Origin of the sequence: Caldibacillus thermoamylovorans (assembly GCF_000751775.1) — a bacterium.
Taxonomy (GTDB): Bacteria; Bacillota; Bacilli; order Bacillales; family Caldibacillaceae; genus Caldifermentibacillus; species Caldifermentibacillus hisashii.
In genome coordinates, this window is the sequence record NZ_CCRF01000065.1 from 42601 (window position 1) to 62875 (window position 20275).

At 38.9% G+C, this 20275-nt stretch carries 24 protein-coding genes and 1 other annotated feature; of the genes, 1 reads left to right on the plus strand and 23 read right to left on the minus strand.

Annotated elements, in window-relative coordinates:
- Positions 1 to 140: 140 nt before the first annotated feature.
- The 13 genes from BT1A1_RS11420 to safA form a co-directional block, all read right to left on the minus strand.
- A complete protein-coding gene (locus BT1A1_RS11420) occupies positions 141 to 1181 on the minus strand; it encodes a zinc-dependent alcohol dehydrogenase family protein (RefSeq protein WP_034771354.1) in 1041 nt (346 codons plus the stop codon).
- A 408-nt stretch (positions 1182 to 1589) separates the two neighbouring features.
- Positions 1590 to 2336 (minus strand): SDR family NAD(P)-dependent oxidoreductase, encoded by a 747-nt coding sequence (locus BT1A1_RS11425; protein ID WP_034771363.1) that lies wholly within the window; start codon positions 2334 to 2336, stop codon positions 1590 to 1592.
- 176 nt (positions 2337 to 2512) lie between these two features.
- On the minus strand, positions 2513 to 3664 hold the full coding sequence (locus BT1A1_RS11430) for an iron-containing alcohol dehydrogenase (protein WP_034771364.1): 1152 nt from the start codon (positions 3662 to 3664) through the stop codon (positions 2513 to 2515).
- Between the two features lie 323 nt (positions 3665 to 3987).
- A complete protein-coding gene (locus BT1A1_RS11435; RefSeq protein WP_051989113.1) occupies positions 3988 to 4500 on the minus strand; it encodes a BofC C-terminal domain-containing protein in 513 nt (170 codons plus the stop codon).
- Positions 4501 to 4661: 161 nt separating this feature from the next.
- A complete protein-coding gene (gene nadE, locus BT1A1_RS11440; RefSeq protein WP_034771366.1) occupies positions 4662 to 5402 on the minus strand; it encodes an NAD(+) synthase in 741 nt (246 codons plus the stop codon).
- A gap of 691 nt (positions 5403 to 6093) precedes the next feature.
- Positions 6094 to 7884, minus strand: a complete 1791-nt coding sequence (locus BT1A1_RS11450) for a S9 family peptidase (RefSeq protein ID WP_034771373.1) — start codon at positions 7882 to 7884, stop codon at positions 6094 to 6096.
- Positions 7885 to 7997: 113 nt separating this feature from the next.
- Positions 7998 to 8198, minus strand: a complete 201-nt coding sequence (locus tag BT1A1_RS18685; protein WP_156103221.1) for a hypothetical protein — start codon at positions 8196 to 8198, stop codon at positions 7998 to 8000.
- An 18-nt stretch (positions 8199 to 8216) separates the two neighbouring features.
- Positions 8217 to 8354 (minus strand): hypothetical protein, encoded by a 138-nt coding sequence (locus BT1A1_RS18690; RefSeq protein WP_156103222.1) that lies wholly within the window; start codon positions 8352 to 8354, stop codon positions 8217 to 8219.
- A gap of 18 nt (positions 8355 to 8372) precedes the next feature.
- Entirely contained in the window at positions 8373 to 8666 is a 294-nt protein-coding gene (locus BT1A1_RS18695; RefSeq protein WP_156103223.1) for a hypothetical protein, read from the minus strand.
- Positions 8667 to 8684: 18 nt separating this feature from the next.
- The gene (locus tag BT1A1_RS18700; protein ID WP_156103224.1) at positions 8685 to 8822 is read right to left on the minus strand and encodes a hypothetical protein; all 138 of its coding nucleotides are present in this window, start codon (positions 8820 to 8822) and stop codon (positions 8685 to 8687) included.
- Positions 8823 to 8840: 18 nt separating this feature from the next.
- Positions 8841 to 8978 (minus strand): hypothetical protein, encoded by a 138-nt coding sequence (locus BT1A1_RS18705; protein WP_156103225.1) that lies wholly within the window; start codon positions 8976 to 8978, stop codon positions 8841 to 8843.
- A complete protein-coding gene (locus BT1A1_RS18710; protein WP_156103226.1) occupies positions 8963 to 9238 on the minus strand; it encodes a hypothetical protein in 276 nt (91 codons plus the stop codon). Before BT1A1_RS18710 ends, BT1A1_RS18705 begins: the two co-directional genes overlap by 16 nt.
- 152 nt (positions 9239 to 9390) lie before the next feature.
- Positions 9391 to 10998, minus strand: coding sequence for a SafA/ExsA family spore coat assembly protein (safA, locus tag BT1A1_RS17440; RefSeq protein WP_051989114.1), 1608 nt, complete (start codon positions 10996 to 10998; stop codon positions 9391 to 9393).
- Between the two features lie 331 nt (positions 10999 to 11329).
- Here safA and BT1A1_RS11465 point away from each other — a divergent pair, with 331 nt between their 5' ends.
- Entirely contained in the window at positions 11330 to 11860 is a 531-nt protein-coding gene (locus BT1A1_RS11465) for a hypothetical protein (protein ID WP_034771375.1), read from the plus strand.
- Positions 11861 to 12071: 211 nt separating this feature from the next.
- Here BT1A1_RS11465 and obgE read toward each other — a convergent pair whose 3' ends face one another.
- From obgE to minC, 10 genes are all read right to left on the minus strand, one after another.
- Entirely contained in the window at positions 12072 to 13361 is a 1290-nt protein-coding gene (gene obgE / locus BT1A1_RS11470; protein WP_034771378.1) for a GTPase ObgE, read from the minus strand.
- Between the two features lie 36 nt (positions 13362 to 13397).
- Positions 13398 to 13931 (minus strand): Spo0B C-terminal domain-containing protein, encoded by a 534-nt coding sequence (locus BT1A1_RS11475; RefSeq protein ID WP_034771379.1) that lies wholly within the window; start codon positions 13929 to 13931, stop codon positions 13398 to 13400.
- Positions 13932 to 14272: 341 nt separating this feature from the next.
- The gene (rpmA, locus tag BT1A1_RS11480; RefSeq protein WP_034771380.1) at positions 14273 to 14563 is read right to left on the minus strand and encodes a 50S ribosomal protein L27; all 291 of its coding nucleotides are present in this window, start codon (positions 14561 to 14563) and stop codon (positions 14273 to 14275) included.
- A gap of 15 nt (positions 14564 to 14578) precedes the next feature.
- Positions 14579 to 14908: a ribosomal-processing cysteine protease Prp gene (locus tag BT1A1_RS11485; RefSeq protein WP_034771381.1), complete on the minus strand. Its 330-nt coding sequence runs from the start codon at positions 14906 to 14908 to the stop codon at positions 14579 to 14581.
- 12 nt (positions 14909 to 14920) lie between these two features.
- The gene (gene rplU / locus BT1A1_RS11490) at positions 14921 to 15229 is read right to left on the minus strand and encodes a 50S ribosomal protein L21 (protein ID WP_034771382.1); all 309 of its coding nucleotides are present in this window, start codon (positions 15227 to 15229) and stop codon (positions 14921 to 14923) included.
- 13 nt (positions 15230 to 15242) lie between these two features.
- Positions 15243 to 15324, minus strand: a sequence feature (ribosomal protein L21 leader region).
- A gap of 79 nt (positions 15325 to 15403) precedes the next feature.
- On the minus strand, positions 15404 to 16828 hold the full coding sequence (locus BT1A1_RS11495) for a ribonuclease E/G (protein WP_034771383.1): 1425 nt from the start codon (positions 16826 to 16828) through the stop codon (positions 15404 to 15406).
- 39 nt (positions 16829 to 16867) lie between these two features.
- Positions 16868 to 17728: a M50 family metallopeptidase gene (locus BT1A1_RS11500; protein ID WP_034771384.1), complete on the minus strand. Its 861-nt coding sequence runs from the start codon at positions 17726 to 17728 to the stop codon at positions 16868 to 16870.
- Entirely contained in the window at positions 17721 to 18500 is a 780-nt protein-coding gene (locus tag BT1A1_RS11505; RefSeq protein WP_034771385.1) for a M23 family metallopeptidase, read from the minus strand. The genes BT1A1_RS11500 and BT1A1_RS11505 overlap by 8 nt, the downstream gene beginning before the upstream one ends.
- A 513-nt stretch (positions 18501 to 19013) precedes the next feature.
- On the minus strand, positions 19014 to 19817 hold the full coding sequence (gene minD / locus BT1A1_RS11510) for a septum site-determining protein MinD (RefSeq protein WP_034771393.1): 804 nt from the start codon (positions 19815 to 19817) through the stop codon (positions 19014 to 19016).
- Positions 19817 to 20275: septum site-determining protein MinC (gene minC / locus BT1A1_RS11515; RefSeq protein WP_034771396.1), on the minus strand; the 459-nt coding region annotated here is incomplete at its 5' end. The genes minD and minC, both read right to left, overlap by 1 nt.

Genomic DNA, 20275 nt, shown 5'->3' on the forward strand with positions numbered 1-20275 from the left:
CACTTTTTGCCCAGTAATAACACTCCGTCACGAAAATTTTCTGTCTACTGAATTCCTATCAAAACCAATTGAAAAAAACATCAGAATATGACCTGCCAGAATCATATCCTGATGTTTCATTACAGTCTTTTCACTTTTATTTACTCGTTAGAGATGATTACCTTCATCGCTTCATTTTCAGCAGCTTGTTTAAATACATCATATGCTTCTAAAAATTGGTCAAAGGTAAAGCGATGGGTAATTAATTGTTCAGGTTGTAATTTTTTGGATGTAACTGTTTTTAAAAGCATCGGTGTTGTAGATGTATTAACAAGTCCGGTTGTTAATGTAATATTAGAAATCCATAGTTTTTCTATATGGAATTCAACCGGTTTTCCATGTACTCCTACGTTAGCGATATATCCACCAGGTTTGACAATCTCCTGACAAATATCAAAAGTTGCCGGAATACCGACTGCTTCAATAGCGACATCGACACCTTTCCCATTCGTGTATTCTTTTATTTTTTCAATCGCCCGACCGTCTCCGCTATTGATAGCTTTTGTGGCACCGAATTTTAGTGCTGTGTCCAAACGGCTATCGTTCAAGTCGACCATAATAATTTCTGCCGGTGAATAGAATTGTGCGGTCAAAAGTGCTGCCATTCCAACTGGTCCGGCACCAATAATCGCTACAGTTTGACCCGGTTGTACATTTCCGTTTAACACACCTATTTCAAATCCGGTAGGCAAAATATCACTCAACATAACAAGTGCTTCTTCATCAGAACCGTCCGGTATATGATATAAACTGTTATCGGCATGAGGAATTCGGACATATTCTGCTTGTGTACCATCAATCAGGTGACCTAAAATCCAGCCCCCATCTTCACAATGGGCGTATAATCCTTTTTTACAGTTTTCACATTTTCCGCATGACGTTATACAGGAAATAATGACACGGTCACCTTTTTTGAAGTTCTTTACACCTTCACCGACTTCTTCAATAATTCCAACGCCTTCATGTCCTAAGATTCTACCTTCTGTTACTGCCGGAACATCACCGGATAATATATGTAAATCTGTCCCGCAAATGGTTGTTTTTGTGATTTTTACGACAGCATCTGTTGAATTTTCCACTTTTGGCATTGGTTTTTCCACTATATCTTTTTTCCCCGGTCCAAAGTATGTTAACGCTCTCATTTCTGTTCCTCTCCTTTTTTTAATTTATTAAACTTCTACAACTTTATTAATGAATGTCATATGACCACTCCTTCCCTTGAGATAAATTGCCAAATAGCAATTGTATGCTCTCCTGGAAAGCGCCTTCTATAATATTATAACTGATATTTTCATAGAAACAATGGGGTATTGAAAAAGTCTGCCATTTATGCAAAACTGAAACATTTGATGAATTGGAAATTAGAAAAGTTTGCCACCCACCTATTCCAGCTGAAAGGGATGGCAAGCTCCATCTATTCCTAGTAGCCCGGATGTTAGAAATTCGCGAAACGTTGATATTTATTCTTTTACCAAAAGCTGTATCCAATGTTACTTTTGACGTAATGTCTAATCGATCGTTGTCATATTTGTTCTTATATCAAAAACTGTTTACAATGCTGCAGTGACTCCACCATCAACGACAATTTCCTGACCGGTAATAAATGAAGAATCATCTGAAGCTAAGAATAAGCAAGTAGCAGCAACTTCTTCAGGATTACCGATTCTTCGTAACGGATAGTCTTTTCCTAGTTCATCAATTGATGTTTGTGCCGTTTCAGCCCCGTACGAAGCCATAGCTGTTTTGATATAGGAAGGATGAACTGAATTTACACGTACATTAAATGGACCATATTCGGTTGCCACATCTTTTGTCATGATCCGTACTGCACCTTTACTGGCTCCATACAATGCATGTCCCGGTGCACCACCTAATCCGGCGATAGAAGAAAGATTGATTACTGAGCCTGTTTTATTTTTAGCCATATGAGGTAAAACATGTTTCATTCCGAGGAAGACACCGGTTACATTAATCGACATTAGCCAATTCCATTTTTCCAATGTGATTTCTGCAAGCGGACTAATATAGTAAACACCGGCATTATTGACTAAAATATCGATTTTGCCAAACTTGTCGATCGTTGTGTTGACTACATGAATCCAGTCTTCTTCTTTTGCTACATCATGTTTAATAAAAATGGCTTCGCTGTCAATTTCAGAAGCGACTTTTTGACCTTCAGCTTCCTTAATATCCGTTAAAACAACTTTCGCGCCTTCTTTTACAAAAAGTTCTGCAGTTGCTTTTCCGATGCCGGCACTTGCGCCTGTGACAATGGCTACTTTATCTTTTAACTTCATAACAATCCCTCCACTGCTTTAATGGTAATTGCTTATAATCAAAACAATTTAACCTCTATTAACGAGCTTTAGGACTTCCACCAAAAAATTGAAGAATCAAGTAGTAATATATAGCCCGCATGCGCCCGATTGGAATCGACTAAACGCTCGGGCGCGCGAGTTTTCACAATTTAATATCACATTGCTTGACGGATAATTTCCATAACTTCTTCAAGTTTTGCCTTACGCGGGTTTGTTGCTGCACAAGCATCTGCCATCGCATGTTCAGCTAAAACCGGAATATCTTCTTCTTTTGCACCTAATTCTTTAAATCCATTCGGAATATTCATATCTCTTGCCAGTCGTTCAATTGTGGCAATTGCTTTTTCTGCAGCTTCATATGTGCTTAAGCCTTTCACATTTTCACCCAGTGCAATGGCGATATTACGGAAACGATCCGGACGAGCTACAAGATTGAATCTGGATACATGTGGTAATAGTATGGCATTACATACACCATGAGGCAAATCATAGAATCCGCCGAATTGGTGTGCTATGGCATGAACATACCCTAAAGAAGCATTGTTGAAAGCCATACCAGCTAAATATTGAGCATAAATCATTTGTTCACGTGCTTCCAAATCTTGACCATTTGCAAATGCACGCGGCAAAAATTCAGGAATGATTTCAATTGCTTTTAATGCACAAGCATCCGTAATTGGTGTAGCAGCCGTTGACACATATGCTTCTACCGCATGTGTTAACGCATCCAAACCTGTTGCAGCGGTTAAGGATGGAGGCATACCAATCATTAACATCGGGTCATTAACAGAGAATGTCGGAGTTACATGTTTATCAACAATCGCCATTTTTACTTTTCTACTTGTATCTGTAATAATTGTGAATTTCGTCATTTCACTTGCAGTACCGGCAGTTGTGTTAATGGCAGCCAGTGGTACCATTGGTTTTGCTGAACGATCAACACCTTCATAATCATGAATCGTGCCACCATTTGCCGCAACTAAACCAATCCCTTTTGCACAATCATGGGGACTACCGCCGCCTAAAGAAATGATTGAATCACAATTTTCTTCCGTGAATATTTTCAAACCGGCCTCAACATTTTTATCGGTTGGATTTGGTTTTACTTCTGAATATATGACAACTTCCAGACCAGCTTCCCGAACAATTCCGGCAACTTGGTCGGCATATCCTAAACTTTTGATTCCTTCATCTGTTACAATTAGAGTCTTCTTACACCCGAGACCCTTTAATCTTGATCCCACTTCCTGCACTTTATTTACGCCAAAAAGGTTTACAGTGGGCATATAAAATTCACTTGTTGCCATTTGCAATTCCTCCTTTAAAATTTGGTAATGTTTTGTGAAATTTTTGTCCATATAGGACTCTTTTTGTCCCAATTAAAGATAAGGAAAGTAATCATGCTGCTTAATCTATCTATCCATACCCCGCTTTTTAGAGGCGAAGAAAAGGATGAAACAAGGAGATATATTAAATATGTAACCGTTTTATTTTTTGGTTTTGCTTACTTGTTTCTATATAAATTATATCGAATTTCATGAAGAAAACAATCCATTTGTGAAATATTTCACAAATAGTTCACAAAAACTATTTAGCTGCCTGCACTTTTTTTAAAAAATGTCCTTTCCCCTCATTCTTCAACCGTTACACTATAAGGTTTAAAGGCCTCCAAAACATGAAGAAAATCTTCTTTTGTCCGTACTGGTATCCCTTTAACAAGTTCCTTTTGTGTTTTTGTTTCCAGTTTTCCCATATCGATTTGAAAGAATGAGTGAATGACATTGTTCACATCGGGTTTTCCATTAAAAATCGATAAAGTTCCATCGTCAGTTACACCGAAAAAACCGTTCGATTTCAATAATGGAGAAATATCGTCAACATACTTTTTAAATACGATTCGATTTCCATCCACATGTACCAATACCCAATCCGCGTATTTTTCTTGGATCTCAGATGCGGACAAATTTTCAATGATAATCTCTTCACTTTTGTCGCCATCAAGATAATGACGTTCTAATACAACTACCATTGTATCTTGATTAATTGCACCGTCTTCTGCATCGACCTGTTTTAAAAATGACGAATTGGCCATAAAAATTCCGGTTAAAATTATACCTACAAAGAAAATACGATAGATACCCAACATCCTCACTCCGATTCAAATAAAATCTTTGGATACTATTATTATTTTGACCATAGACAAAAAATAATAACCCGGAAGTTGAAAAATATTATGATTAATAAAGAAAACTCGGGCAACCAAGCTTTTTAGCGAAGGCAGGACCGAGTTTTCCTGATCAATTATCAAAATTTTGGTGGTTTTGCTGCTAAATTTCTTTTATGTTCAGAAATTCGATGCATTCTTTCAATTACTTGTTTATCCTTATCAGGGACAGCTTCCCCTTTTAAATATTTATCGATCATTTCGTAGGTTGTTCCCATTTCATTTTCATCTGTTTGACCTTCCCAAAGTCCGGCGCTCGGAGCTTTTTCGATAATCTCTTTTGGCACACCGAGAACTTTGGCCATTTCACGAACTTCTCCCTTTGTAAAGTTGACAAGTGGAACAAGGTCAACGCCACCATCGCCATATTTTGTAAAATAACCGGTATACCATTCCGCAGCATTATCTGTACCTGTAACGAGGTAACCAAAATTGTTGGCGACCGCGTATAAAGTAGTCATACGCAAACGAGCTCTCATATTTGCGTCGCCTAAACGGGCTTTTTCTTTATCCCACTCACCCTTATCTTTTAATTCTTTTTCAATTGAAGTGAATAAGACATTATGTGTTTCGGTTAAATCGATTTTTACATAATTTATACCGGAGCTTTCTACAACTTTCATTGCATCTTCCACGTCTTTTGGATTGCTTTTACATGGCATAATAACACCTAATGAATTATTCGGAAATGCACGTTTGATTAAATGGGCAACGACGGCTGAATCGATGCCACCGCTAATTCCTACAACCAAACCGTTCAAATTTGCATTTTTTACTTGTTCTTGCAGCCATAGGATCAGTTTTTCAATCTTTTCTTCCAATTTTGGTCATCCTTTCCATTAAATTATTTCTATTTTATCATAGAAACATTCTTGTGTTAAGTTTTCTAACATAAATGATTATGATATTATTTGTACCTAATGGTTCGCTTCATATGTCCGTATTTCTAAAAAGGTAATGCAAAAAGTACAATATTTTGCGCTTATATAGATGCAAGCATATATTATCTGAATATACGCAATTTTTTAGGCATTAATTATTTTATCAGCGAGTGGCGATAAAAGAGGCACATCATATGACCGCAAAATTTTTTGAGCATTAATCATTTCATTTGTGGAGCAATTTTAAAAAAATACAACCGTGCATGTTCATTCAATTCAAGTGATTTGTTAGTATTAGCATGTAACAAATGTCGTTTGATATGCAAAATTACAAGGATTCATTTGGCATCGAGAACTTGGCTCGGGGACGTTTTTCACTCCTGAATTTGGTCTCGAGAAACGATCTCAGGGAAATTTCCGTTCCTTCACCGCAAAATTTGGTCTCGGGAATCGATCTCGGGGGAATTCTCGGTCCTTCACCCCAAAATTTGGTCTCGGGAATCGGTCTTGGGGAAATTTTCGGTCCTTCACCCCAAAATTTGGTCTCGAGAATCGGTCTCGGGGAAATTTTCGGTCCTTCACCGCTATAAAAAAACGCCTGAGCAAAATGCCAGACGTGAGCTATAGAAGATTAATTTGTAAATCGATCAAAGAACTCAAGTATTTTTGCATATACCTTCACTTCATTTTCCTTTTTCGAAAAGCCATGACCTTCATCAGGAATAACAATGTATTCGACGTCACGACCTTTTTCGCGCAATGCTTCAACTACCTGATCTGATTCCGCCTTGACAACCCGCGGATCATTGGCGCCTTGAATGACAAGCATTGGTTTGGTCATGCCGTCTAAATAAGTAATCGGCGAGTCGGCAATCAATCTTTCTTTATCCTTAACCGGATCGCCCACCCATTGTTCCATGAAAGGCTTCCAGAAATTCGGAACCGATTCAATAAAGGAGAAGAGATTAGACGGTCCGAACAGTTCAACAACGGCTTTAAAGTATTCTGCATGACGACCATGCAAAAGGAGAGACATATAACCACCGTAACTGCCGCCAAATAATAAAATTTTGTCCCGTTCTGCATAGCCGTTTTTTATTAACCATTCCAAACCTTCAATATTATCGAGGCGAGGTCCGTGTCCCCAGTCGCCTTCAACCATCTTCATAAATTTCAGACCGTAATTAGAGGAACCGCGAAAATTTGGTGCAAAAATTGAATAACCACGGTTCAACAGGAATTGGAACATCGAACGGAACCATTTTCTTTCCAATGATTGTGGACCGCCATGTGGCCATAAAATAACATGACCGTTATTATTTTCATTTTTGACACGGAAAAATAATGCTTCAATTTCCAAACCATCGAAGGAAGGATATTTTATTACCTCAGGTTCAACAAGATCCTCTTCTGCCACACCGGGTACCCGGAATTTCGTTAATTCTTTCCAAGTTTTCCCTTGATCAGTGGATATAAATATATTAGTAGGCAGTGTAGAAGATCGACCTTGCACATAAACTTTGCCGCTATCCATGACCACAATTTTTTCAACCACACTAGTTGGAATTGTGACTTGTTTCAGCTCACCATTTGTCAAGTCGTACACATAAAGTCGGTCTTCTACCCCGTATGAACCAAGTAAATAGAGAAGATGATCCTTCTTAGAAAACTTCACTGACGAGAAATCTTCATTTTCAATTTGTAAAACCTTTGAAAATTCTTTTGTTGTTAAATCAAATTTTGCTAAATAGGAAAGGTCCGCATTATAATCTGTTAAAAAATAAACTTCAGTTTCGGATGTGTAGACTAAATCGGAGACAGTATGTTGATCCGGTGTTTTCGGCGTTAGTGAAAAATCCATACCATCTATATGAACAAAAGCCAGTACATATGTATTTCCATATTGCCTATAGTAAACATAACTTTTTTCTTCAGGACTGACTGCTTCTAAAAAGGTCGGAGCCTCTTTTCCTTCAAGAAGAAGTTCTTCCTCACCTGTCACTATGTTATATAGGTACGTATTTAAGTAGGTTGCGTTATTTCTGGTAGTAACATAGTAAAGTCGGGTACCGTCTTTTGTTAAATGAGAGAAAAAGTGTCGGTTGCCATCACTGACCCTAAGCGGAACAAGTTCGCCGCCATTTGGAGCCAATGCATAAAGCTGTGTATTTTCATCGCCATCATTATCAAACCCGGCAATAATAAATTCACCAGTTTTTGCATAATGAAGATCTTGAACGTTTTGATTTTTGAAAGTGAGTGGATAAGGAAACTGGTTTGGCAGATCCATTGCCCATAAATTGAAGTGACCATTTAAATTTGTACTGATCACGAGCTGTTTTTCATCAGGGCTGACAATGAAATTTTGTACTGTTAATGTCCTGAAAAATTTCTCCACGTCCGGTTTTGGAAATTGAATCATTGGAAAACACTTCCTTTTTTAAATATATAAGTATAATAGCACAATTTCGGTTATACTTGCTAAAAATATTCTTGAAATTTTGCTTGAACAATTTTGGGATAATATGTGATTTGTTATTTGAATTTCGTATCCCAAAGACGGGCGGATGTTTCGTAGCTAAAAAGAGGGTTTTCCGCCACAAATGGTGATGAGAATTGGTTTCGTCGCCAAAATAGGGAGTTTTTCGGCTCCAAATGGTGACGAGATTTACTCTCGTCGCCAAAAAAGGGCGTTTTCGACTTCAAAACGGCGACGAGATTTGGTTTCGTCGCCAAAAGTTGATGTTTTTCGACTCAAATCAGTGACGAGAATGGATCTCGTCGCCAAAAGTTGGTGTTTTTCGACTCAAAACAGTGACGAGAATGGATCTCGTCGTCAAAAAAGGGCGTTTTTCGGCTCCAAATGGTGACGAGATTTACTCTCGTCGCCAAAAAAGGGCGTTTTCGACTTCAAAACGGCGACGAGAATTGGTTTCGTCGCCAAAAGTTGGTGTTTTTCGACTCAAAACAGTGACGAGAATGGATCTCGTCGCCAAAAAATGAAGCTTTCCGTCCAAAAACGACGACGAAAATTGGCCTCGTCGCCAAAAAATGAAGCTTTCTGTCCAAAAACGACGACGAAAATTGGCCTCGTCGCCAAAAAGAAGCGTTTCTCACCTCAAAATGGTGACGAGATTTGGTTTCGTCGCCAAAATAGGGAGTTTTTCGACTCAAAATGGTGACGAGATTTGGTCTCGTCGCCAAAAAGAAGCGTTTCTCACCTCAAAATGGTGACGAGATTTGGTTTTGTCGCCAAAATAGGGCGTTTTTCGGCTCCAAATGGTGACGAGATTTACTCTCGTCGCCAAAAAAGGGCGTTTTCGACTTCAAAACGGTGACGAGATTTGGTCTCGTCGCCAAAAAGAAGCGTTTCTCACCTCAAAATGGTGACGAGATTCGATCTCGTCGCCAAAATAGGGCGTTTCTCACTTCAAAACGACGACGAGAATTGGTTTCGTCGCCAAAATAGGGAGTTTTTCGGCTCCAAATGGTGACGAGATTTACTCTCGTCGCCAAAAAAGGGCGTTTTCGACTTCAAAACGGCGACGAGAATTGGTTTCGTCGCCAAAAGTTGGTGTTTTTCGACTCAAAACAGTGACGAGAATGGATCTCGTCGCCAAAAAATGAAGCTTTCCGTCCAAAAACGACGACGAGAACGGGCCTCGTCGCCAAAAAATGAAGCTTTCCGTCCAAAAACGACGACGAGAACGGGCCTCGTCGCCAAAAAATGAAGCTTTCCGTCCAAAAACGACGACGAAAATTGGTCTCGTCGTCAAAATAAGGCGTTTTTCACCTCAAAATGGTGACGAAATTGGTGTTCGCCGATTGATTGGTTTTCTAAGGTGCAAAACTTAAGCTTATTATTGGAAAGTTTTATAATTGTAAAAAATCAGTGAGGGTTTGGGTCTCACTGATTTTTGCATTAATTTTATTCATCGTCTTCATCGAATTCGTCTCTTTGATTGGTTCCCATTTCATCATAGGACATTTGACCTGTCATATCACCAGTTGCGGGAAATCCCATTCCCATCGGCATGGTTTGATACATGTTTGCCATATCCATTCCGGGCATATTACCAAACCCTTGACCAAACGGATGTCCCGACTGCATTGGTTCTGTGTATCCGATTGGTGCTTGATAAGGCATTGCTCCTGCCATTGGTCCGGTTTGAGGTAAGGCAAAAGGTGGTGCACCACAGCCGCAATCATCCTGTCCCGGCATGTCAAACATCGGTTGCATCATTGGATATGGTTGTTGACCCATAGGATACGTTTGTTGCATCATTGGACTTGTTTGTTGTTGTGTCATTGGGAAAGCTGGCTGCATCATCGGGGTGAAAGAAGGTTGCATCATTGGATTTGTCGTTAATGGCATCGAATACGGAGCTTGGTCAGGAATACTCATTGGATTTTTCATATGCTCAGTCATAGGGGTTTGATAAAGTGTTGAACCATCTTGATTATCATCCAAGTCCATTCCATCATCATCCCAATTTATTTGTCCGGTTCCCATTGGCATTCCGGTTGAATGTTGGTAAGTTCCCATACCCGGTGACATCATCGGTTGGAATCCACTTTGATTCATTGAGTCCATCATCATTTGCTGGTCCATCCCTTGTGCCATCGGTTGCATCGTGGATGGGTCAAAACTTCCCATCATTTGCTGGCCACTTGGCTGCATCGGCATCATCATTTGTGAATCCGCCCCTTGCATCACGTTCGGGTCGATACCGCTCATCCCATGGGGAGGCATCATCATTTGAGGATCGCTTCCATGCATCATACCCGGATCGAAACCACCCATCCCCATCTGCGGATCGCTTCCTTGCATCATAGGTTGATTAGCAAATGGGAAACCATGATGAATAGGTTGTTGGCATGGTGAATAAACAACCGGAGTTAGCGGCATACATGGCAATCCTGACCCGGGTAAAACAGGTGTCATCGGTATACACGGCGAACATGGATACATTGGTTGCATCATCATTGGTGGTTGAGCAATTTTAGGATGAATCATTTCCGGAGCTTCTTTAATCGGTTCTTCCATTTTTGGCGGTTCCGGCATTTCCTTGATCGGTCCTTCTTTTTCAAAAACAGGAATCTCAACTTGCTGGACCGGTTGTTGCTGTTCGATGTTCATTTTTGCCATGTTGACCATATAATAATTATTAATATCTATTTCCGGAATAATCGGTTGTGGCGGTTTCGGCATATAAATCGGCTTGGGAACTTCTTTAATAATTTCCTTTGGTTGTTCGAACATTTTCACCGGTTCATCAACAGGAATTGTTGGTGGTTTAATTTGGGCGAAAGGGTGTTCAGTAATTGGAGCTTCTTTATTAATTGGCACCTCTTTAACCGGCATTTCTTTTTTTACCATTCCACTATTGGTGGGAACTTTAATTTTCATTCCGGGCATTATTTGGTCCGGATTCGATAAATGGGTGTTCATACTTTTTAGCTGATTGAAGTCGACGCCATATTTTTGGGCAATCTTCCACAGTGTATCTCCTTTTTGGACAATGTGAATCCTCACTCATTTCCCCTCCTAATCTAAACTCGCTATATATTGTATGAAACAATAGGCAAATTGCCATTCATTCTCGTATAAACTTATGAATATACCGAAATATTTATGTCGCAAGGGCGGATATTTAAAGATTGTTTGAAAATGATTCTACGTTACAAGACCTCTTGAATACCTTTATCATCAAACAAGTCTATGGAACAGAAAAAATATAACTCAATTCAATAAAAATTTATTGTTATTCAATAAATAGGCATCTATAATATAATTAAGAAAAAATTTTTCAGAGGTGGGAAATGAGATTGACCCCCCATTTTAAGGTTGTCAGGAGGATTAAAATATGAGTTTTACTTTTCTATTTATATTGGGGTTCATAGGGATACTGCTTGTTCAATTTTTAAAAAGACCGATATTGGCAATGGTTAATGATAAGAATAAAATTATCCGGACTCTTAGCCATTGGGCTTGGTATCAAAATCCGTGGCTTGCCGGCCTGTTTATATTTGCCGTCAATGCGGTTTTCTTTTCCATAACCGTTTTCATACTTTTTCTCTTGATGTATTTCTTGATTCCCTATTTACATTTTTTTGTGATGGTTTCCGCTGTCTTAATAAGTTTATATGCATGGATTTTATTTAACAAAGCATGGAGCGGAACAAAACGAGATCAGTTGATTATGGGAGCTGTTGGCAGTAGTTTTTATATTCTTTTAACCATCGTATTTGTTTATTGGTTCATCACGCTGAAACCTGATTATCCCGGACAAGATCTGTTTATGGCTGCACTAGGTTTAATGATGGCCATTTTGGTGACTACCGTTGCAGCAATTACCTGTTTTCTGTTTACCGGGTTTTCATCAAAAGCTAAGTAAGTATTGCCCGGACAACGAAGACGTGTTGCTGTTGATTTGTGCAGATTTTCATCAAAAGCTAACTCGGACAGCGAGGACGTGTTGTCGTTAATTTGTGGAGGTTTTTACAAAAACTAAGTAACTTTTGCCCGAAAATGTCCCATTGATTTTACCAAAATAAAAAACTGCCTTCAATCTGGATTAATTGCCCAAAATGAAGACAGTTTTTCAGCTATTCGATAAACTCAAACTCAAAATCAAGCAAACGGACGATATCGCCATCCTTTGCCCCGCGCTCCCGAAGTGCATCATCTACACCCATGCCGCGCAATTGTCTGGAAAATCGCCGAACCGATTCATCATGGGTAAAATCAGTCATCTTGAACAACTTTTCAATTTTTTCTCCACTTAAAACAAATACCCCATCCGGATCCCTGGTAATGATAAAATCTTGTTCAGCTTTTTCATGTTTATAAACAACACGGTTTATCGTTTCATCTTCTTCTACATGGTGGAGCGGGAATTCAGGTGTGTTCTCCAACGTATCGGCAATCGCAAAAAGCAAATCACGAATCCCGCTTTGGGTAACTGCCGAAATTGGGAAAATCGGAATATCTTCCTGTAATTGTTCCTTAAATTTTTCCAGATTTTCTTCCGCACCGGGCATGTCCATTTTATTGGCCGCAATCATCATAGGACGTTCGGTTAAACGCAAATTATATTCCTTTAATTCCTTATTAATCGTTAAAAAATCTTGGTATGGATCGCGCCCTTCCACAGCACCCATATCAATGACGTGGACAATGACCCTTGTCCGTTCAATATGGCGTAAAAATTGAAGTCCTAGCCCTGCACCTTGATGCGCCCCTTCAATCAATCCCGGCAAATCAGCCATAACAAAACTTCTTCCATCTTCTGTTTCAACGACACCTAAATTCGGCACAATCGTCGTAAAATGGTATTCGGCAATTTTTGGTCTTGCCGAAGATACAATCGATAAAAGCGTTGACTTTCCGACACTGGGAAATCCAACGAGACCAACATCTGCTAATACTTTTAATTCCAAAACAATATACCGTTCTTGCCCCGGTTCTCCATTTTCCGCAATTTCCGGAGCGGGGTTTCTTGACGTAGCAAATCGGATATTCCCTCTGCCGCCCCGACCGCCTTTTGCAATGACTGCCCGCTCGCCATGACGAACGAGGTCAGCAATTACCTCACCCGTATCATCATCTTTTACAACAGTACCCGGGGGAACTTTTACAACCAAATCTTCGGCATTTTTTCCGTGCTGACTTTTTGAGCGACCATTTTCTCCTTTTGTCGCTTTGAAATGGCGTTGATAACGAAAATCCATTAATGTGCGCAGTCCTTCATCAACAATAAAGATAACATCGCCGCCTTTCCCGCCATCTCCACCGGCCGGACCACCTTTTGGAACATATTTTTCGCGACGGAAAGCAACCATCCCGTTTCCTCCGTCGCCACCTTTAACATAAATTTTTACTTGATCGACAAACATTGAATATCTCCTTCCATGAAAAACATATGCTTAACGTTATTCACCATGAATTTTTATTTCAAAAGACAAAGCTTCTGGATTGATATTTACGCTGTTTATTGAAAAGCTCGGTGTTTGTTTATGTAAAAATTGCTTTATTGCTTCTGTCTCTTTTATTATTCCATAGAATTTAATAAAGAAACACAGTACATCTTCTTCCAAATTCATTTCTATGTATAAATCATTTTGCACAATTGGATCGGCATAGTCGTCAATGATCTGAAACAAGTTAGAGAACCATTGAAAAATTTTTTCATCATTAAAATTGGTTAATTTCCGAGGACTTGATACTTCATAATGTAAAACAAATGAATGCTGTTCCCAATTAAAAGTGAGTAGTAAAGAAACAAATTTAGATAATGTCAAATTGGATAATTTTGATTCCTGCTCGGCTGCATGGATAATTTCATTCATAATTTCATCAACTTTTTCAAGATTTCCCAGGGCAATATAACCTTTTATTAATTGTAGTCTGTTCAACCAATCATGTCGTGCATGCCGTAAAACCTCTATCACATTCCATTCCCGCATACTTCCCCTCAACCTTCCTTCACTCTGTTTCTATGTATGTTTGGTCCTATTAAGCTCGTCCTTGTTGGATGCTTTTGCGGTTGTACTTTTCTTTGTCCCTAGTTACTATCTCCAAAAATTTCCGCCTAGTTTTGGCTAAAATTTCCCTCTATATGTAAGTCTAATGGTCATTAGCGTTTATTAGAAAATATGTTTTGGTGCTAACCATAAGTATAACATAAACAAATTTTTCCGGTGAATATGCTAAAGGAAGGACAAAATACAAAAGGCCAGACACGCGAAACAAACAGTCTTGGCAGATTGTTTGCAGCTGTCTGACCTTTTTAGAAGTCCGCTACCACTTACGCTTCTTTTGCTACCGGGTATACACTGACTTTTTTCTTGTCGCGTCCCATACGTTCGAAACGGACAACACCGTCAACTTTTGCAAATAATGTATCATCGCCGCCGCGACCTACATTTTCACCCGGATAGATTTTTGTTCCGCGTTGACGATAAAGGATAGAACCGCCCGTTACAAATTGACCGTCCGCACGTTTTGCACCAAGACGTTTCGCAATGGAGTCACGACCGTTCTTTGTCGAACCTACCCCTTTTTTAGACGCAAAAAATTGAAGATCCATTCTTAGCATTTGTTCCACCTCCTACTATTTGAAAGAAATTTTTATATAATCACTGTAACTATCCTTAATTGATTGTAAAGCGACAACCATTCCTTGAAGGAAAAGCTGTACTTTATCATCGGTTTCTTTCGGTAATTCCGGCACTTGCCAATGGAGATAGCCTCCTTTACCGCCTTGTTCGACATCCGGAACAACACCTGCCAAGGATTCCACTGCATTTAGTGTACCGATTGTCACCGCAGAAACCCCTGCACAAACAACATCTGATCCGTATTTATCAAAATTCGCATGACCTTCAACAGTAAAGGCTGCAATTTTGTGATCGGACGTTAGATTGATGGTGACTTTTATCATTTGTCAGTCGCCCTAGCCTTGAATTTTTTCAATCGTAACTTTTGTATAAGGTTGACGATGACCTTGTTTTTTACGATAGTTTTTCTTCGCTTTATATTTGAAAACAATAATTTTCTTTTGACGACCGTGTTTTTCTACTTTACCAGTAACCGTAGCACCTTCGACAAAAGGAGCACCAACTTTAACATTTTCGCCACCGATGAACAATACTTTATCAAAAGTTACTGTTTCACCGTCAGCTGCGTTTAATTTTTCAACATAAATCGATTGACCTTCTTCAACTTTAAGTTGTTTACCGCCAGTTTCAATAATCGCGTACATAATTGCACCTCCTCTATAGACTCAGACTCGCCGCCATTCGGTGTTTTGCACAATCTGCAAAATCTTAAACCGAATACGAGCGGTTGTAGCACGGGTGCTACAAACCATAACATATGAATACTATCATAATAAAACAAACATGTCAATCCATAAAAAATCGTTACGATCGCTATATCACCGGACAAATCTTTTAATATAATAGTACGGCTTGTGAAATTCCACTTGTTCAAATTTGATAAGAAAATGCAAGGTTTTCTCTAAATTTTCGAGATGATGTTTATTTTCCCCACTAAAGTAGTTAATGACGTCTTCTGTTGCTTCAATAACAACTTCCGAAAAATCTTTGTTTTTAAACGCCCATAATTCCCGCTCTAAGCGAAAGGCGATTGTAGCAGCTGATTCAACAAAACCGGTACCATGACAAGTTGCGCACGGTACCGTTATTTGGTTCAGAAGACTCGGTTTCGTTCTTTTCCGCGACATTTCCAAAATTCCTAAAGCCGTAAAACCGTAAATAATTGTTCGCTCATAATCCCGGGCAAATTCTTCTTTTAAAAGCTGAATGATTGCCTTCCTATCTTTATCATCCCGCATATTAATAAAATCAATCAGAATATTCCCACCGATATTACGGAGGCGGACCTGTCTGGCAATTTCCTTAGCGGCCAATCGGTTCGTTGTCATGATGGTATCCCTTTTCAACTTATAACTCGGTGATTTAGCAGTATTTACATCGATGACCGTAAAAGCTTCATTTTCCTCAATGACAATATTTGCACCATTATCAAGCCATACTACCCTTTTCTGCAATGTGTCCAGTTGATCATCTAACATAAAATGGGAAAAAATATTTTCGCTTCCTTTATAATACGTAAGTTGACAGCGATTTTCCCAATCCGTTTTCAGTTGCCGGAACAGGTTTGAATCATCACAGATTATCTCTGTAAATTCTTCCTTGTCATAAATCTTTTTTATTTCCTCAAAAAACAAGTTCTTCTCCACTATTGGCGCAGGAGCTTTCAAATGACCGGCAAGTTTTTCAAGTTGTTGAAACTCCGCTCTTAATTGATTGAGACGAGTGACAAATTCTTCCTTCGTTAATTTTTCAGCGCGGGTACGGAACAAAATGCCTTCCGCTTCTTTCTTTGTCTCGACAGCCCACATTTTAAGTTGGTTTCTTACGTCATTCGGTAATTTTTTCGATGCGGCAACATAATACCCATATGGCATATAAACGATCATCTCATCACTAAGTTCGATATTTCTCGTCAAACGGTAATATTTTGTATCGGTTTCATCTTTAATAATTTGGACAATCATTTTATCACTTTGGTTTACTCTAGGCAGGGACCTGATAGAGTCATCTTTTTCCATATTTGCCGGACTTTGTGACAGTTGTAAATAACCCTTTTTTCCTTTTCCAATATTGATGAAAGCGGCATCCATACTAGGCATGATTTTTTCAACAATACCAATATATATATTCCTGAGCAATGATTGTTGTTCCGGTTGCTCAATATACAGTCTTTGGATTTGCTTATCCTCAATTAGTGCCATTCTTTTTTCTGATTCTCTTGCATTGATTAGTAATCGTTTCATTTTCACAATCCTTCTTATATCATTCAACTCTTCTCCATTTTAATAAAGTAAATCCTCCAATTTCAACCGGATAGGAGATTTTTCAAAATAATATTTTAAAATTTTTTTCTCCGGAATGATGGCAACCTGTTTTCCTGCATCGATAACAATAATTTGATGACCGGTTCCCCGCTGGAATTTTTCGATGGCACTTGAAAGTAAGTCATCTTTTTTTGCATAGATCTTTTTTATACGACCCACTTCATCGGTCGGTCGATGATATCGTTCAATTAAAAACCGCATCCACGTATACGGCCGGTTTTTCCATTCGTTATGTAAAGATAGAAATAAGAAGATGGCAATTACCCAACCGTTTAAATGGAAAGGAAAAACGATAAGAATAACGGAACAATATATGAACAAGAACAAAAGTGACAGAATAATCGAACGTTTCAAGGCAATATGGAACGGATAATATTTGGTAAAAAGCAAATAGACGATTTTCCCTCCATCCAAAGGCATAATTGGCAAACAATTAAATATCAAAATCATAAAGTTATAGTTGATAAAATCAGTATATATTCTGTCTCCGATTATTTGACATTCATGAAAAAGAAAGGCGGAAATCATCATCCAAACGTGCTGAGCCGGTCCACAGACTGTGACAATGAACTCCTCTTTAATCGGTCGATTTCCATGTTCATCTGTTTCTAAAACTCCACCAAATGGTAAAAGGATAATGTTCTTAATTCTCCATGAAAAAAAAGAAGCGGCCGCAGCATGGCCTAATTCATGAATCAGAACAATAACAATTAACAGCAACAGTTCTTGAAAGCGTGCAGTTATTACGGCAATTGCAACAATAAGCCAAAGCAATGGATGTATATGGATTTGGGTCAGGAGTCGGAGCCATTTATTCAAACTTAATCACCTGAACAGGGTCAATAAATTTTTCATCTTGTTTAATGGCAAAATAAAACTCGCCTGTTGTTTCGTTTTCTTTTGATGAGACGATACCTATTTGATCGCCTGCTTGAACTTTATCATAGGCTTTTACTTTGATTTCCCCCAACTGTCCATACCAAGTTTCCGATTGATCCGGATGTTGAATAATGATTGTTTTTCCAAATTCTTTATCAACACCGGCAAATTTCACAACACCGCTTTGAATTGCCTCGACTGCTTCTCCTTTTACCGTTTGAATTGTAACACCTTGATTATCCGCTTGAAAGTCTTCTAGAATTACCCCGTTAGCCGGAAGTGCATATTTAGCCGGCGCTTCTTTTTTATTTGGTGCCTTCTCCGGGAAAAGTGCTAACGGTTTACCAAATGTATCTTCATACCAGTCCGCAACCATGGCAAATTGGAATTCTTTTTCCATTACTTGCGTCACTGTTGAACGGACCGGTTCCAGCTGTTGTGATTGATTTTTGAACGCAATGGCCACAATAAGGACTAAGCAAGCTGAAGCCAATATTTTAAATAAGAATATTTCTCGATTAAATAACGGATGTTCAGTGTTTTTCATTCCTTCATTCATGGAAAACCAAGTAAAGTCATGTTGTTCTTGGTACTCTGGAAATACTGGAGTCTTCACATTTCTTTCACTTTCTATCGTTTTAGGCGGATAGGATCGTTTATATTTCTTGCGTTTTTCAATCCGCTTCAAGACTTCTTTCCTTCGATCTTTCAAACTACTCCCCCCTTCCGAAAAAACTCGGATTGTCCACTCAGTAAAATGTATGACTTGTCCGCAGTTTATATGACATGTCTAATTTGGAACTTGTTTTTTCAATCTTCCGGTGTTGCTGCTGTTGAATTTTTTGGGGGCCTATTGTTGAATTCGGGTAGGGTACTGGTGATTTCTCGTAATTTACTGGTGAATTCACGGGGCAAGCTGTTGAATTACTCAATTTTACTGGTGAATTCATATCCAAGTACTGGTGAATTTTCCTTTTTCACTGTTGAATTCGGGTAGGGTACTGGTGATTTCTCGAAATCTACTGGTGAATTCGCAGAGCCTTACTGTTGAATTCAGGGATTCTTCTGTTGCTAGTTGGATCCGGGTACGCTCATGAACCGTTGGCGCTAGACTGCTAAACAATGAAAAAACTATCGGTGCGACCGCGCATCATCAAAATAAAAAAAGAATGCCAATGTTTATCAGCATCCTCTTAAAAATATCAAAATATGTAAAAATTTATGCCTATGCCCGGGCACCAAAAAATTTTTTCAACCGTGAAAACATGCCTTTTCCGTTATCTTCAAGCTGTTGCAATGGTACCGATTCGCCTAAGATTCGTCTTGCAATATTCCTGTAAGCGATACTTGCTTTACTGTCCGGATTCATAACGATTGGTTCGCCAACATTTGATGCTTTAATGACCTCTTCATCATCGGCCACAATACCAATTAGTTCTATAGCCAAAATATTTGTTACTTCATCGACATCAAGCATTTCCCCGCGTTTAACCATATTGGTACGGATTCGATTGATAACCAATCTTGGCGGTTCAATCGGTTCTTTTTCCAGTAAGCCGATAATTCGGTCAGCATCACGTACCGATGATACTTCCGGCGTGGTCACAACAATAGCCCGATCAGCACCGGCTATGGCATTTTGGAAACCTTGTTCAATACCAGCGGGACAGTCGATAATGACATAATCAAATTCATTTTTTAAATCATTGACAACCTTTTTCATCTGTTCCGGATTTATCGCAGTTTTATCACTGCTTTGAGAGGCAGGAAGTAAGTACAATTTATCTTCAAAACGTTTATCTTTAACAAGTGCTTGGTGTAATTTACAGCGACCTGTAGCTACATCGACGATATCATAGATAATCCGGTTTTCCAAGCCCATGACAACATCCAGATTACGTAAACCGATATCGGTATCAACTAAACAAACCTTTTTCCCTTGTAGAGCCAGAGCAGTACCTATATTAGCAGAAGAAGTGGTTTTCCCTACTCCACCTTTTCCAGAAGTAATTACGATTGCCTCACCCATTAAGACAAGCCTCCTTCCACAAAACGATTTATGTTTGGTCGAATCTTATTTAAAACTGATAATCTATCAATAACTAATTGCTTTTCTTGATTCAGATAGGCACATTCTGATTCGTCGTTTATCTTATTCCGATCCAGTGACTGCCCAAAGTAATCCGCAATTCGCAATTGGGTCGGCGTCATTGTAGCAGCACAAATTACAGCTTCCTCATTACCGTTCATACCCGCATGAGCCATTCCCTTTAACCTTCCTAAAATGAAGATATTGCCGCTTGCCATCACTTTGCCACCCGGATTTACATCACCGATCAACAATAGGTCTCCTGTAATTTCCAAAATTTGCCCCGAGCGAACAATTTTGGTTACGACTGTAAAACCTTTTTCGGTTTTTATTCGATTCAGTTCTTCTTTTAATATAACATTTGATTCGATAGATGCAATGATTAAATTTTTTTCCCA

Bases quoted from the DNA above. Each gene is read 5' to 3' on its own strand.
- BT1A1_RS11420 (WP_034771354.1), bottom strand. From the start codon at position 1,181: ATGAGAGCGTTAACATACTTTGGACCGGGGAAAAAAGATATAGTGGAA.
- BT1A1_RS11425 (WP_034771363.1), bottom strand. From the start codon at position 2,336: ATGAAGTTAAAAGATAAAGTAGCCATTGTCACAGGCGCAAGTGCCGGC.
- BT1A1_RS11430 (WP_034771364.1), bottom strand. From the start codon at position 3,664: ATGGCAACAAGTGAATTTTATATGCCCACTGTAAACCTTTTTGGCGTA.
- BT1A1_RS11450 (WP_034771373.1), bottom strand. From the start codon at position 7,884: ATGATTCAATTTCCAAAACCGGACGTGGAGAAATTTTTCAGGACATTA.
- BT1A1_RS11465 (WP_034771375.1), top strand. From the start codon at position 11,330: ATGAGTTTTACTTTTCTATTTATATTGGGGTTCATAGGGATACTGCTT.
- obgE (WP_034771378.1), bottom strand. From the start codon at position 13,361: ATGTTTGTCGATCAAGTAAAAATTTATGTTAAAGGTGGCGACGGAGGA.
- BT1A1_RS11475 (WP_034771379.1), bottom strand. From the start codon at position 13,931: ATGCGGGAATGGAATGTGATAGAGGTTTTACGGCATGCACGACATGAT.
- rpmA (WP_034771380.1), bottom strand. From the start codon at position 14,563: ATGCTAAGAATGGATCTTCAATTTTTTGCGTCTAAAAAAGGGGTAGGT.
- BT1A1_RS11485 (WP_034771381.1), bottom strand. From the start codon at position 14,908: ATGATAAAAGTCACCATCAATCTAACGTCCGATCACAAAATTGCAGCC.
- rplU (WP_034771382.1), bottom strand. From the start codon at position 15,229: ATGTACGCGATTATTGAAACTGGCGGTAAACAACTTAAAGTTGAAGAA.
- BT1A1_RS11495 (WP_034771383.1), bottom strand. From the start codon at position 16,828: ATGAAACGATTACTAATCAATGCAAGAGAATCAGAAAAAAGAATGGCA.
- minD (WP_034771393.1), bottom strand. From the start codon at position 19,817: ATGGGTGAGGCAATCGTAATTACTTCTGGAAAAGGTGGAGTAGGGAAA.